Annotated in this window: 11 protein-coding genes; 5 read left to right on the plus strand and 6 right to left on the minus strand. The window is 49.9% G+C overall.

Annotated elements, in window-relative coordinates:
• The 4 genes from DXD65_RS09940 to dapB all read right to left on the minus strand — a co-directional run bounded on the left by DXD65_RS09940 (nt 1) and on the right by dapB (nt 3928).
• Entirely contained in the window at nt 1–642 is a 642-nt protein-coding gene (locus DXD65_RS09940) for a WbqC family protein (protein ID WP_117887602.1), read from the minus strand.
• Between the two features lie 89 nt (nt 643–731).
• Nucleotides 732–1667, minus strand: coding sequence for a signal peptidase I (gene lepB, locus DXD65_RS09945; protein ID WP_005826058.1), 936 nt, complete (start codon nt 1665–1667; stop codon nt 732–734).
• On the minus strand, nt 1664–3157 hold the full coding sequence (lepB, locus tag DXD65_RS09950) for a signal peptidase I (RefSeq protein ID WP_005826057.1): 1494 nt from the start codon (nt 3155–3157) through the stop codon (nt 1664–1666). The genes lepB (DXD65_RS09945) and lepB (DXD65_RS09950) overlap by 4 nt, the downstream gene beginning before the upstream one ends.
• 6 nt (nt 3158–3163) lie before the next feature.
• Complete coding sequence (gene dapB / locus DXD65_RS09955; RefSeq protein WP_005826055.1) at nt 3164–3928, minus strand: 4-hydroxy-tetrahydrodipicolinate reductase; 765 nt, start codon at nt 3926–3928, stop codon at nt 3164–3166.
• Nucleotides 3929–4024: 96 nt separating this feature from the next.
• On the opposite strand from dapB, the gene DXD65_RS09960 reads away from it, so the two are divergent.
• The 4 genes from DXD65_RS09960 to DXD65_RS09975 all read left to right on the plus strand — a co-directional run bounded on the left by DXD65_RS09960 (nt 4025) and on the right by DXD65_RS09975 (nt 9786).
• Nucleotides 4025–5299, plus strand: a complete 1275-nt coding sequence (locus DXD65_RS09960) for a DUF2851 family protein (RefSeq protein WP_117887603.1) — start codon at nt 4025–4027, stop codon at nt 5297–5299.
• A gap of 77 nt (nt 5300–5376) precedes the next feature.
• Entirely contained in the window at nt 5377–5889 is a 513-nt protein-coding gene (locus DXD65_RS09965) for a hypothetical protein (RefSeq protein WP_005826053.1), read from the plus strand.
• Between the two features lie 114 nt (nt 5890–6003).
• On the plus strand, nt 6004–6693 hold the full coding sequence (locus tag DXD65_RS09970; RefSeq protein WP_005826049.1) for a DUF6250 domain-containing protein: 690 nt from the start codon (nt 6004–6006) through the stop codon (nt 6691–6693).
• A 6-nt stretch (nt 6694–6699) separates the two neighbouring features.
• Nucleotides 6700–9786 carry a chondroitinase family polysaccharide lyase gene (locus tag DXD65_RS09975; RefSeq protein WP_005826047.1) on the plus strand — a complete coding sequence of 1029 codons (3087 nt, stop codon included), beginning with the start codon at nt 6700–6702 and terminating at the stop codon, nt 9784–9786.
• Between the two features lie 208 nt (nt 9787–9994).
• On the opposite strand, the gene DXD65_RS09980 is transcribed toward DXD65_RS09975, so the two are convergent.
• On the minus strand, nt 9995–10963 hold the full coding sequence (locus DXD65_RS09980; RefSeq protein ID WP_005826046.1) for a tRNA-dihydrouridine synthase family protein: 969 nt from the start codon (nt 10961–10963) through the stop codon (nt 9995–9997).
• A 2-nt stretch (nt 10964–10965) separates the two neighbouring features.
• Nucleotides 10966–12099 carry a glycoside hydrolase family protein gene (locus DXD65_RS09985; protein ID WP_008662105.1) on the minus strand — a complete coding sequence of 378 codons (1134 nt, stop codon included), beginning with the start codon at nt 12097–12099 and terminating at the stop codon, nt 10966–10968.
• A 194-nt stretch (nt 12100–12293) separates the two neighbouring features.
• Between DXD65_RS09985 and DXD65_RS09990 the strand changes: the two genes are divergently transcribed.
• Nucleotides 12294–14774, plus strand: coding sequence for a polysaccharide lyase family 8 super-sandwich domain-containing protein (locus DXD65_RS09990; RefSeq protein ID WP_117887604.1), 2481 nt, complete (start codon nt 12294–12296; stop codon nt 14772–14774).
• The last annotated feature ends 5 nt before the right edge of the window (nt 14775–14779 follow it).

The raw sequence follows: 14779 nt of genomic DNA on the forward strand, positions 1-14779 counted from the left end.
TTATTTTAGAGCGATGGACTTCTGTAATACCAATAAGCTCTCCGGTCCCATATTGAACAGCAGGTCTATGATGCTCAAGTTGGGCAGAAACCCGAGTCTCTCTTGAAACACTTGATAATAAGGTTGTGGTGAGAATTCTGTATCTTCCAGAGAAAAATCCTTTTTCGGATGAATGCGTTCGCGGAAATCCGCTTCATTCGGAGTGAATTCAGTCCGGTATTCGGTGGTGCGTGCCATATCGGGCTGTATGTCTATCAGAGAACAGATAAGATGGCAAAGTTCTTCGTTGAAATCGACTAAAAACTCATACTTCTTTTCATAGAAAGGGCGGAAGTCGTCTTTATAATATTCAAAGAAAGGAGTGTGGTTGTAGGCAGATTCTATGGCATTCCAGTGCAGATGCCTCCAGTTCCCGTGGTCTGAAATGCGTATATCGCGCATCGGGCATTTTAGGGTATTCGGTTTGACGGTGGGGATGGAAAGGGCCAGTTCACCGTCCGGTACGGCAATGGTACAACGGTTCCGGTAAGTCTGCTTCATATAGTGGTCATGCTGTTCGATGAATACTTTATCGTATGCCAGCAATTTGGTATAATATTCTATGGGAGCCAAATAGGCGGAAGAAAGAAAAACTGTTTTCATCAGTATATTTACGATTAGATGATTTGCGATTTACGATTGAAGCTACTGTGCATTGTTTGTATTTTCATTTTTATTCTTTCATTTGTTTGTCATTCCACTCTTTTCCATATCCTGCCCCATCGGTAACCGCTGAAAGGTCCTGTTCCCTTTTCTTTGGAGAACCAGATGATAGATGCCTTGCCTATGATGTGGTCTTTGGGGACGAAACCGAAAAGACGGGAGTCCGAAAGATTGATGGCATTGTTGGCACCTACCCAGTAGTAGTCTTTGGTAAAATGGCAGTGTTGCACGGGTTTGCCTTCCACATAAAGGGTGTCGTTTTTGATTTCGGCTTGTTTCTTTTCGTGAAGTACCAGGGTATTTCGCAACAAAGTCTTGTTCCACGGATATACGCGCACGGCTTTGCCTTTGCTGGGGATTATCAGAGGTTTCAGTATCTCCATAGAATCTTCCTTGACAATAGGTTCTATCCAGCAGTTCCCGTTCATGGCTTGTTCCAGCAAGTAGTGTTCATAACGGCTGAAACTGCGTATATTCTTTGTTGAGTCCTGCCCCAATAGTTTGTTGGGAGCGATGGAAAGTATGGAAAGCAATGAATCCAACTGTCGTTCCCGTTGTCTGGGGTAAGAATAAAGAAACTTCTGGTCGGGCGCATTCTTTTCGGAAGGAATCACTGAAAAAAGCGAATCTATCAGCAAGGTATCTCCGGGAATACCGATGCAACGGCTGATGAAGACTTCCCGTCGGTCAATCACGGGTTCTGAAAGATTGGCAGGATTGTTGAATACAAGAATATCCTCTTTCTGCACCGGACTGTCCGCCCAGCGATGATACCCCCATAACTTCATGAAAGGAAGCCGCAGACCGTAGCTCCACTTGTTTACAAGAATACGCTCACTTTGGTACAGTGAATTTTCCATGCCGGAAGAGGGGATAAGATAGGAAGTTGCCACACAACCCCGAAGCAGCACCACGACGAGTGCCACTCCAACTATTGTGATTGCTATCTTACACCCTTTTTTCATTTAATGCCGTCCACCCACTTGAATATCCGGTTCCAGCGTATCTTACCGTCAAACCAGCCCCGGTCTTTGTCCAGTGACAACCATACTACGATAGGCTTTCCTACGACATGGTCTTCCGGCACAAAACCCCAGTATCGGGAGTCGGCGGACTTGTCGCGGTTGTCGCCCATCATCCAGTAGTAGTCCATATTGAAGGTATAAGAGTCGGTCTTTTCACCATTGATGTAGATGCCGTCTTCCTTGACTTCCAGTTTGTTGCCTTCATAGGCAACGATGCAGCGTTCGTAGATAGGCAGGTTGTCCTCGGTCAGCTTGATGGTGGCGCCTTTGGCAGGAATCCATATCGGGCCGTAGTTGTTGCGGTCCCATTTAGTGTAAAGGTTCAGCGGATACATCTGTCCCGAGAATTCTCCCGGTTCAATGATAATATTACTGATGAGTTTCTTGTTGCCCGAAAGGGTCTCGTACATCTTTTTGGTGAGCGGAAGATGATAGACCGGTGCCAGCCTGCCTTGGGCATCCCGGCGGTCCAATCCCATTTCAATCAGATTCTCTTCCCAGCCCAGACCGTCGGTCATCAGTGTCTGGTCTTCTTTGCTGATGCCCAGTTCACGGAACATATCATCGGTGATATAAGGACCTGTAGTCTGTACAAAGTAGTTGAACTGCATTTCTGTAGGGTTCTCGATGGCTTTACCGTCGATGTATACCTGTCCTTTCTTGATTTGCAACGTATCGCCGGGCAGGCCTACGCAACGTTTTACATAGTTTTCACGACGGTCAACGGGGCGTATGACAATGTCACCGTACATTCTCGGATTGGAACGGATAAGATTACGTCCGGCATTGTAGTACAGGTCGTAGACAGTACGTTGCTGCTTGCGTGTCAGGCTGTCCATATTCACCTTGTTGGGATACACGCGTTTTCCTTCTTCGTAAGCAAGGGTATAGAAGTCTGTCTGCTGGAAATTGGTGGCTACCGTGTCGCCTGCCGGGAAGTTGAACACCACAATGTCATTCAGTTTCACTTTGCCGAAGCCTGGTACACGCTTGTATTCCCATTGGGGCCATTCGATGTACGATTTGGTGTTGAATACCGGTAGTGTATGTTGTGCCAGCGGCATGGAAAGCGGCGTATTCGGTACGCGCGGACCATAACTCATCTTGCTGACGTAAAGGAAATCGCCTACCAACAAGGATTTCTCCAATGAGGAAGACGGTATCTGATAATTCTGGAACACATAGATATTTACGAAGTAGACGGCTACCAGCGCAAATACGATGGCATCCACCCAACTCATGATGCTGCGTACGGCAGGATTCTCCGATTTCTTCCAGAATCCCCAGGGTATCTTCTTACTGATGTAGATGTCAAAAATGAAGGGTAGTACAATCAGTCCCAGCCAGCTTTTTACCCAAACCAGAAAGGCAAGGTAGAGCAGGGTGACTATACTGAATTTAATCCATTGGGTGCGTGTTGCTTTTCTCATGATGTTTTAGTCTTTTAAAAATGGAAACAAGTCACTCATTCCCAAAGCACCTTCGTGCTTGGCGGTATATTCGGCAGCAAGGACAGCTCCCAAGGCAAATCCCCTGCGATTCTTGGCATCGTGGGTGATAGTGATACTGTCGGCTTCGGAGTCGTAGCGGATGCTGTGGATGCCCGGTACTTCTCCTTCGCGGATAGAACTTATGGATAGCTCATTGGCTGCACATTCCGTAGAGCCCGAAACGGTTCCGTCGGGAGCTTGGAAAGTCCCTTCTACCCATTTGTCCTTACGGTCGAGATTCTCCAGAATACCTTCGGCAAGCGTGATGGCCGTTCCGCTCGGAGCGTCCATCTTGTGGATGTGGTGCGTTTCGCTCATTGTCACATCATAGGCAGGGAATTGGTTCATTATCTTTGCGAGGTACTTGTTGACGGCAGAGAAGATGCTTACTCCCAAGCTGAAGTTGGAAGACCAGAACAGTGTCTTGCCGCCTTCGGTACAAAGTCTCTTTACTTCGTCTCCATGTTCTGCCATCCATCCCGTACTGCCGGATACCAGTTTGACCCCGGCGCGGAATGCCTTCATATAGTTATTGTATGCAACCATGGGGTTGGTGAACTCTATGGCAACGTCGGCGCTCTTGAAGGCTGCCGATTCAAAGTCTTCCTGATTGTCGACATCGATGATGCTTACAATTTCGTGTCCGCGGCCAAGGGCTATTTTCTCGATTTCCTTGCCCATTTTTCCGTAGCCGATTAATGCGATTTTCATTGTTTCTATCTGTTTTTATTTAGTTTATCAACAAACTATAGGTCGCAAAGATAATCTTTTTCTTACATTTGTGCTCAACATTAACGTCTTGTTAACATGGAACAACTACTGCATTATGTTTGGAAGCACAAAATATTTCCTTTGTCATTGCTCCAGACAACCTCCGGCCGGCCGGTAGAAGTGATAGATCCCGGTTTGCCGAACATGAATGCAGGCCCCGATTTTTTTAATGCCAAACTGAAAATAGACGGTACGCTCTGGGTGGGCAACGTCGAAGTGCATACGCAGGCATCAGACTGGCTGCTCCATAGGCACGACCGTGACAAGGCGTATGATACCGTCATCCTGCACGTGGTGGGCGAATCGAATTGTGATGTGTACCGCACGAACGGTGAGCTGGTTCCCCAGATGGTGCTCACTTGCCCCGACACTGTCCGCTTGCGCTATGAAGAGCTTCGGCAGACAGAGATTTATCCTCCCTGCTATTCCATCCTTGCCTCCCTCCCAAAGCTGACCGTCCATTCCTGGCTGTCCGCTTTGCAGGTAGAGCGTTTTGAGCAGAAAGCATGCGTCATATCCCAGCGGCTCGAACGCTGCAATCATCATTGGGAAGATGTTTTCTTCATTACTCTTGCTCGTAACTTCGGCTTCGGGCTGAATGGGGATGCTTTCGAGGCATGGGCAAACCGCCTTCCATTCCGCGCCGTAGACAAACATCGGGACAGTCTGTTTCAAGTGGAGGCTTTCTTCCTGGGGCAGGCAGGCCTGCTGGAGGAGGTCTCGGCAGAGGCAGATGATTATTATTTGATACTTCAGAAAGAGTTCCGCTACCTGCAACACAAGTTCGAGCTGCCAGCTCCCATGTCTGTTGAGCAGTGGCGGTTTCTGCGTCTTCGTCCCGATAACTTTCCACATGTACGCCTCGCCCAGCTTGCCTGTCTGTATCACAAGGAGCAGTCGCTCTTCTCGCGTGTTATGGAGGCTGAAACGCTGGAGGCGGTGAAGAAGATACTGGCTGCCAAGACTTCCGCGTATTGGGAGGAGCACTTCAATTTCAGAAAGGTTTCACCCCGGAGGGAAAAGCGGGTAGGGGACGGTGCCTTGAATCTGATTGCCATCAATACGGTCATCCCGTTTCTTTATGCTTATGGCCTGCACAAGGCCGATGACGTTTTGTGTGACCGTGCCACCCGTTTCCTTGAATCCTTGAAGGCCGAAAACAATCACGTAACCCGACTTTGGGATGGTGCCGGTTTGCCGGTATCTACCGCTGCCGATTCGCAGGCTCTGCTTCAACTTCAAAAGGAATATTGTGACAAGAAAGACTACTTGCGTTGCCGGTTTGGTTACGAGTATCTGAAACATAGATGATAATAATTATCGCCCCATAGCCTTAGCATTTTATTACTTTTATATTATCTTTGCGCATTGAAAAATAATCCGAGTATATGAAGGCTATCCGCTTTGTTTTTTGTCTGTTTGCGGCACTCATGCTGACGACTCTCAATGGTCTGGCTGCCGAAGAGGAGGATTTCAAGACATTTCTCCAGAAATTCACGTCCAGTGCTTCATTCCAGTATTCCCGAATCAAGTTTCCTTTGAAGTCTCCCATCGCCCTCTTGAAGGATGACGGTGAGACGGAACAGACTTTTCCCTTCACCCGCGAGAAGTGGGCATTGCTAGACGAAGAAACGCTGAAGGAAGGACGTACTACCGAAGAGGAGGGAGGTACCTATATTTCTCACTTCACTGTCAATGAGCCTGCCCATAAAGAGTTCGAAGCAGGCTATGATGAATCAGAACCTTCCCTTCGTGTGGTCTTTGAACTGACGGATGGCAAGTGGTATGTCACCGACTGCTATAACGACTGGTACAACTTCGATCTCCCTATCAATGAACTGGAAGAAACTATTCAGGCGGTACAAGAGGAAAACAAGGCTTTCGAAGAACTTCATCCTTGATGAAGTGGGGGCAGAAATCCGCCTCAATCATTATTTTATCCTTCTTCTGTACGATTTATGCCCCTCTTTTTCCAAAAAGAGGGGTTTCTTTGTACCGTACTAATACATTGAAATATGCGGTTACAACTTCTTTTGATGCAACTTCTCTTATGTGTCCTCCCCGGTATGGAGATGGGCGCTTCCTGCCGGCTTACCGCCTGGGTCGTGGAGGATTCTTCCGGAAAAGTGGAAATTACATGTATCGGCGATACGATGGATATTGTATCTCCGGACGGGCTGTCCCTTTGGTATAAGGAACGGTTGACGGGAAACTATGAGATTACCTACCGGGTACAAGTGGTGGTTGAGAATGGTAGCTACGACCGTCTCAGTGACTTGAATTGTTTTTGGGGGGCCGATGACCCCCGGCATCCGGATGACTTCTTTGCCCGCAGTGCATGGCGCAACGGCGAGTTCAAGAATTACAATACGCTGGACCTTTACTATGTGGGCTACGGCGGTAATGATAATGGAACTACGCGTTTCCGTGAATACCATGGAGAGTATTATGGAGTGGACGATGCAAAGATTAAACCCATCTTGAAAGAGTATACCGATGCCGCCCACCTTTTGAAGCCCAACCATTGGTATGAAGTTAAAATCCGTGTGGAGAATGGAGCCACCACTTATGCCATGGATGGTGAAGAGCTTTTCAGCTTACCGGTTGCCGATGGCAAAGGAGACGGCTATTTCGCCTTACGGTTGTGGCAGAACCACGTACGTTTTGCAGATTTCCAAGTAGCAAATATCGATAACCTTAAATAAACAGACATGATGCAATTCAGTAAATGGAAAATAGGAGCGGTAGCGCTCGTTTGCATGTTGCTGCCGGGCAGTGTACATGCACAAATCGTGAAGAATGAGCGCTTGCTTTCTTTTGAGGAGAAGCAGGTTCCGGCGTTTGTCACTACGGCAGCCGGTTCGCAGTTGGGCATTAGCGACGAACATTATAGGGACGGCGACCACAGTTTGAGCTGGACTTTCGAGCCGGGTGCCGCACTGTCTATCAAAAAAGACTTGAAGTTTGAGAAGAAAGACCCGACGGGGAAAGACACCTATCTTTCGGCTTTCATCGTATGGGTGTACAATGAGCAGGCCCAGGACAAGCAGATTCTGTTTGAGTTCCTGAAGGATGGCAAGGTATGCACCTCTTTTCCTTTTGGCATCAACTTTACCGGTTGGCGCGGAGCATGGGTATGTTATGAACGCGATATGCAAGGTACCCCGGAAGAAGGGATGGACGAAATCCGAATTGTAGCCCCCGACGTGAAGGGGAAACTCTTTTTCGACCATCTGATTACTGCCAGCAAGGTGGATGCCCGCCAGCAGACTGCCGACTTGCAGGTACCGTTTGTAAATAAGGGAACCACCAACCACTGGCTGGTTATCTACGAACACTCCTTGTGGAAACCGGACATCCCTCTGACAGACGTGACCGAGGCGCAGAAGCAGGATATACGGATTATGGAGAAGCGTTTCCGCGGCATGCTCTACACACCTTCCGCGCTTTCGGACAAGGAGATGCAGTCCATCCGTGAGAAGTATGATTTTTATCGGATTACCTACAAGAACGGCAAGGTAGCAGGACGTCCTATCTATTTCGTACGTCACTCCGAGGCATACGAACGTATGGTACCCGATTGGGACAAAGATATGTTCTCCAGACTGGGGATAGAGATAAGCGACTATTTCAACCTGATGAAACGCGTCGCCATCGCCTACAACAATGCGGAAGATGCGGCGCTGAAACACGAGTTGAAGCAGAAATTCATCGCCATGTACGATAACGCCACCGACCAGGGTATTGCCTACGGCAGTTGCTGGGGGAATATCCACCATTACGGATATAGTATGCGCGGTCTGTTTGTGGCTTATTTCTTGATGAAGGACGTGTTGCGTGAGGTAGGTAAGCTGGAAGAGGCGGTACGTACGCTCAACTGGTATGCCATCACCAATGAGGTATATCCCGAACCTGCCGTCAACGGTATTGATATAGATACGTTCAACACCAAGTTGCAAGGCCGCATAGCCAGCATTCTGATTATGGAGGATACACCGGAGAAACTGCAATACCTGCGTTCCTTCTCCCGTTGGCTGGACAAAGGCTGTCTTCCTGCGCCGGGATTGGCCGGTTCTTTCAAGCCGGACGGTGCCTGCTTCCATCATTGCAACAATTATCCTGCTTATGCAGTGGGCGGTCTGGACGGTGCCACTAATATGATTTACTTGCTGAGTGGTACCGAGTTCCGCCTGTCCGAGCAGGCACACGAGACGGTGAAGAAAGTGCTTCTCACCATGCGTTTCTATTGCAACCTGAAGCAATGGTCTCTCTCCATGTCCGGACGCCATCCCAACGGGGGAGGAAGTCTGATACCTATCCAATATGCCACGATGGCCATTGCCGGTACGCCGGATGGCAAGCAGAAGTATGACCCCGAAATGGCCGCTGCCTATTTGCGCCTGGTTGCCTATACAGAAGCTCCGGACAAGAATGCGCCCGACTATCTGCCGAAGGCTTCCACTCGCCACGAATTGGAGATGAAGAAGTTGCTTGAAGCCCAAGGCTTCCGTCCGGAACCCGACCCGCAAGGCAATCTGGCTTTGGGTTACGGTTGTGTATCCGTACAGCGTCGCAGCAACTGGGCTGCCGTAGTACGCGGACATTCCCGTTACCTCTGGGCTGCCGAGCACTATCTCCCCGCCAATTTCTATGGCCGTTATCTGGCACATGGCAGCATGCAGATTCTTACCGGAAAAACCGATGAAATGGTTACTTTTGCCACCAGTGGCTGGCAGGAGGCCGGTTTCGACTGGAATCGTATTCCGGGTGTCACGAGCATTCATTTGCCTTTCGACCAGCTGCGTGCCCGGGTATTGAATGTCGATACCTTCTCCGGCATGGAGGAGATGCTCTATTCCGACGAAGCTTTTGCCGGCGGTTTGTCCCAAGCACATCTGAACGGTAACTTCGGTATGGTGCTGCATGAACATGATAAGTATAACGGTTCTCACCGTGCCCGCAAGTCGTTCCATTTCTTCGACGGCACCATTGTATGCCTCGGTACGGACATCGAAAACCTAAATACCGAATATCCAACGGAAACCACCGTGTTCCAGCTTGCCGCCACCACTCCCGAAACCCGCCGGTACTGGGAGTCCTGTCAGAGTGACGGGCAGACTTATATAGATCCCAACGGCGTAGGTTATTACATTTCCAAAGCCTCCCGCCCTGATGCCCGCTACGAGAAGAACTTCCCGCAAGTGACCGTGGGCGAGCGTAGCACCAAGCCCACTTCCGGCGACTGGGTGTCCTTGACATTACAGCATGGCAAAGCCCCGAAAGGCGCTTCCTACGAATATGCCGTGCTACCCCACACGGATGCCGCCGCTTTGGAGGCATTCGCCAAGAAACCCACTTACAAGATTCTCCAACAAGACCGCAACGCCCACATTGTGCGTTCTCCGGCAGACGGTCTTACTTCTTACGTCTTGTTTGAGACTCCGCAAGCTCTGCCCGACGGCGGATTGTTGCAGAAAGCCGATACATCGTGCCTTGTCATGATACGCGAATATAAGGACAAGCTTCTGCTGACTGTTTCCCAGCCCGACTTGGCCTTGTATCGTGGTCCGAGTGACGAGGCTTTCGATAAAGACGGAAAACGTATTGAGCGCAGTATCTATTCACGCCCGTGGACTGACAATGAGAGTCAGGAGATTCCCGTAACCGTTACTTTGAAGGGACAGTGGAAGGTTGCCGAGACGCCCTATTGCAAGGTGTTGTCGGCAGACAAGAATCAGACTGTGCTGCGCTTTACTTGCCGGGATGCTGCAAGCTTAGAGGTAGAGCTAAAGAGGTAGGGAGAGTATAGGTTAGACATTGATACTGAATACCCACAACACCCGGATGTTTTACCCCATAACATCCGGGTGTTGTGCTATAAAACATGGGGATGTTTTGGGGTAATACATCCCCATGTTTTGGGTGAATACATCCGGGTGTTGTGGGTATTCGGTATAGGAGTCTTAGCCTTTCTCTCCTATAGAGAAAGATACTGGAAACGGTTGTTTAATATGTTCCGAGCAGATTGCTTACTGCTGACTGATAGTTTGCCAGTTTGCTGGTCTTATGAATGGTCTTTCTCGCTTTGCGGTCTCCGTCCGGCAATAGGTACTCCCAGAAACTTTTCATTTTCATTAATAGCTGTGCCTCACCGCCTTGCAGTAGCTCTTGATAGGCGTTGAAGACCTCGGTGTGTAGTTGTCCCACTTTTTTCGCCATTTCATCGGAAGAAATCGGGGTTCCTTGCTTGTATTCCAGCGCCAGGGCAGGATTGGCGAGTAGCCCGCGGCCGATGACGATACCTGCCAATCGGGGGAACCGTGTGGTGATAGAACGGATATCATTCGCGGTATGCAGGTCTCCGTTGTAGAACAGAGGGTGGGTGCACTCTTTGTAGAAAGCTTCAAATCCCTCCAGGTCTACCTCTCCTTTGTATTGCTGCTTGCCCAGACGCGGGTGCAGGATGATGTGTGCGAGGGGGAGTTCGTTGAACAGCGGTAGCAGGGCAAGACACTCCTCTGCCTGCTCCCAGCCCAGACGCAGCTTCACGGAGAAACGGATGTCGGGATGTCGGTCGATGGCTTCGGAGAGCAGCGCCTTCACTTCTTCGGGATAGGGCAGCATGCCGCAGCCATTGTGGCGCCGGGCCAGCATCGGAAAAGGACAACCCAGATTGATGTCCGCTTCCTGGTATCCTTTTTCGATGAAAAGGGACATTATGTGCTCCAGCTTGTCCGCATCCGGAGCAATGAGCTGGGGGATGAGGTGCAGGTCCGGGTTGTTGTCCGGCTCAATGTCACGGGCATCTTTCCGCCGGATTTCTCCGTGCTCCATGCGTACGAAAGGAGAGTAATAGGTCTCTATGCCGCCGAATATGCGTGCATGCGCCCGCCGGTAGACGGCATCGGTGTAGCCTTGCAGCGGGGCGAAGTGGATGGGTAATATGTTCTCGTTCATGGCTGCAAAGATACACATTTTTACTTCCGATCTTTGATGGGAATCACCATATTCCAAGAACGGGATGCATTTTCGAATCCTCCGGGCCCGTCCATCGTGGCAAAGAAGATGTAGGCAGGCTTTCCGTCCTCGAAGAGGATGAAGGGGCGTTCCAGTTGTCCTTGCTTCTCCACGCTGCCGTCTTCCCACTCCACAGTGAGCGAGTAGGCTTTCGGGTCTTTGTCCACCGTCCATTGGATGCCGTCTTTGGAATGTGCCATGACGCCTCCGCCCCGTTCGCCAGTAAACTTGGCTACATGGTCTTTGAAGATGGCATGATAACCGTTTGCATCTTTCCAGAGGAAAGGGTCTTCCGCTTCGCCCTGACCGTCTACTTCAAAGATGGGACAGTCATTGTTCAGCACTCGATAAGGGCCTTCTATGGTAGGAGCATAAGCCATTCCGAGGCTCATGGCCGAGTGCAGGTAACCGTTCGTGTAATGTCGCCCCTTGAATATCATCATCACCGAACCGTCTTCTTGAATGATAGGCGAGGGATTTGAGGTCAGAAAACTGTAGAAAGTATTGGGCTTGGTCTTCAAGATGGGCTCGTCCAAGCGTTTCCACGGACCGTAGGGCGAGTCGGCAACGGCCAGTCCCACGCGTTTGTTGGCGCGGGCAACGGTACACCAGGGGCTTTTCAGGGTGAGTTGTTCGTAAGTAGGGTCGGCAAAGGGGTGGGTGGAACCCATATAGATAAGGTAGTATTTCCCGTTCTGCCTCAAAATGCGTGGATTGTGTGTGGAGCGTCCGTCCCAGTATTGCGCACCACGGGCAGGGAGGGCCACTTCGCTGAACCGATAAGGTCCCTGCGGTATCTCGGATACGGCATGTACAATCTCCGAGGCTACCATCCATCCCGGATGGAACGGCAAGCTTTTGGGAAAGCGGGAAACGAACATATGGTACTTGCCGTCATCTCCTTTCACTACCGAACTTCCCCAGGCCCAATAGCCTTCGCACTCGAAAGCTGGTGTACGTGGAGCTTTGTCCAAGTGATGAAACAGTGGGTTTTCCGACTTCTGTTTCAGTTCTACCAGATTGTCCAGCTTCTGGGCAGAAGACGTTATAGCTATGAAAGCGGCAAAGAGAAAAAGCAGATGATGTCTTTTCATGGGGAGTGTTGTTAATAAGGTTATTATGATGAAACAAAGATAGCCAATCTTTTTATGCCTGTTGCCGCACTCAGCCAGTTCCGTACGAAAACTGCATCTGTTTTGTATGATTGCCGTCATTTCTTCCCTCTGCCTTTCATTATATTTGCTGAAAATATAATCGGACATTATACAATAACCAATACGATTCTAATATGCAGAGAAACCTTATTCTGACCATTCTCGGCCTTTGCTTGGCCGCAACCGCTTTTCCGCAGGAGAAGGAAACGCTGTTTGCTTTCAATAATTATCACCGTTACTACAACGAAGCCCGGCAGCGGGGGGATGCAGAGAAGGAGAAGTCCATCAAGGCTTTCCGCGCTTCCTTTGCGCAGCATCCTTACCGTTATCATTCCCTGGACACCCGGTTGAGTGCGCAGGAGTGTCTGGCACAACTCACTGCCGACGGTATCTTTTCTGGTTTAAGGGAGCAGGAAGAGCAATTCCGCAAAGAGAATGCCTTTCAGAAGCCTTACTCCAACCCGCAGGCCGAAATAGGCTTGTTCGTGGCGGATGCCTTCAACCGTATCTGGAAAGTAGCGGATGCCTATCGTAAAGGTGAACTGACAGAAGAGCAGGCCTTGTCCGGTAAAGTGCTGAAGGCAATCTTGCATTACGGCGGTATCGAGGCAGGACGCCCCAATGACGGTCCCCGTTTCCATGCATCTTGCTTTGCCATACCTACGGCAGCGGTCAATACTTATTTCTGCTATCTGAAACAGATGGACGATGCTGAAGGTGGGAAAGGCGGCACATTGCTGCAAGAGGCGTGCGATATGTTGAAAACCATTGCCTTACAAGCTTGGACCCAACCTCTCCGCCACGACGAAACCGATGAGAATGTAGTTTCCATTTCCCGTTTCCGCAACCATGTGTGGTGGGTGGGCGGCAATGCATTGGCCTATCGTTCCCTATTGCCCGTGGCCGCCATGTACCGTTCCATTCCTATGATAGACTTGCTGGCGGAAGTTTGCCAGCGCGGTATCAGTATGACCTCCCAAACTACGTATTCCGATGCTTTCTGGACTGAGGGATTCACTGCCGACGGGGCAGGTTGGGGACATGGAAAGCAATGCCTGATTTGGGGCTATCCCATTGACGGGACTTCCAATGCACTTAAAATGCTGAATATGCTGAAAGGCTCTCCCTGGGCCAAGAATCTGGGCCGGGATAATGTGCAGGCACTTCTTAATTTCCTGCGTGGTGGTGCCTGGTATTATTATAAGGGATATCGCCTTCCTTGCCTGGACCGTGGCTCGTATGTATATAATCCCACAGAGCTTTCCATCCCTTATGCCGGAATGCTGGATAACCTTATCGGCAACTGGATGGACTCTTTCACCCCCGAAGAGCAGCGGGAACTGTTGCAATTGCAGCAAGAGGTGAAGAAGAATCGCATCACGATGGAGACGTATGCTCCGGGCGTCTATTCCGGTACCCGTTGGTTCTTCAACAACGACGACTTGATAAAGAAGACTCCCGACTATCATATCACGATTAATATGGCCTCTGTCCGCTGTGACGGACTGGAGAGTGCAGCCAGCTTTGCTGATGCCTACAATTTCTATCCGACGGATGGAATGACGTTGTTCCAGCGCAGCGGCGATGAGTATTTCCGGATTATGGGCGGTTGGGATGTCACCGCTTCCCCAGGTGTGACTGCACGCGAAGGCATGGACAAACTGGTTCCCGTAGAGAATTGGCGTGGTTATTGCAGCAGGAGTAATTTTGCTGCCGGTGCTACGGATGGCGGGAGTAATGCCGTTGCAGGATATATCTTCGAAAAGATGAACGCTTCTGCGAAAGAGGGTGTGAACGACAAGGGGAACAGTGAGGGTTTGAACGAGGTTCTTTATGGCTTCAAGGCATATAAGTCTTATTTCATTCTGGGAGATTACATGGTAGCTTTGGGTGCGGGCGTAACCAATAAGCGTCTTGAACTGGATGGGGAGATTCGCACCACTATCGACCAGACGGCTTGGACGGATGAAGTTTTCTCGATGAAAAGGGAAAAAATGGAGCTTGTCGCTTCCGGCACTCACTCGCTTTTGTCGGCAGATGGTACTCCCCTCTGGCTGGTGCAGAAAGGTAAGTTTGCCTATCGGATACTTCCTGAGTATACCCGTGAAGCATTTGTTACTTGCGAGACTCGTCCCACAGATTGGGTGAAGCGGAACAAGGTGAATGAAAAGAAACAAGGCTTGCCCTCAGAAGTCAGAATCCTCCGTCTGTGGGCAAATCATGGACAGCGTCCGGTTGATGATACCTATGGCTATGTGGTTTATGCAGGCCGGCAGATACCATCGGATGAACTGCCGTTCCGGGTATTGCAGAACGATACCCTGGTGCAGGCGGTCTGCTCTATGGATGGAAAGGTGGTGGAAGCTGTCTTGTATCCCGGCAATAAAGGTTTGCAGGCAGAAGGTTTGTCTCTTTCCGCTTCTGCCCCATGTGCGGTGCTGATAAGGGAAGAAGCAGGGGAGATTGTGGTTTCTGTCACCGATGCTTGCATGAATGCGGCTCTGAAAGGGATTCGGATTGTTCTCAATGGAAGGGAAATCAAAGTACCTATGCCGCAGGGGATGCTTTGTGGAAAACCGGCGGTAATACGTGTGGATAGAATGACAAATCAATGATATAG

The organism is Bacteroides sp. 4_1_36, assembly GCF_003466325.1.
Lineage (GTDB): Bacteria > Bacteroidota > Bacteroidia > Bacteroidales > Bacteroidaceae > Bacteroides > Bacteroides uniformis.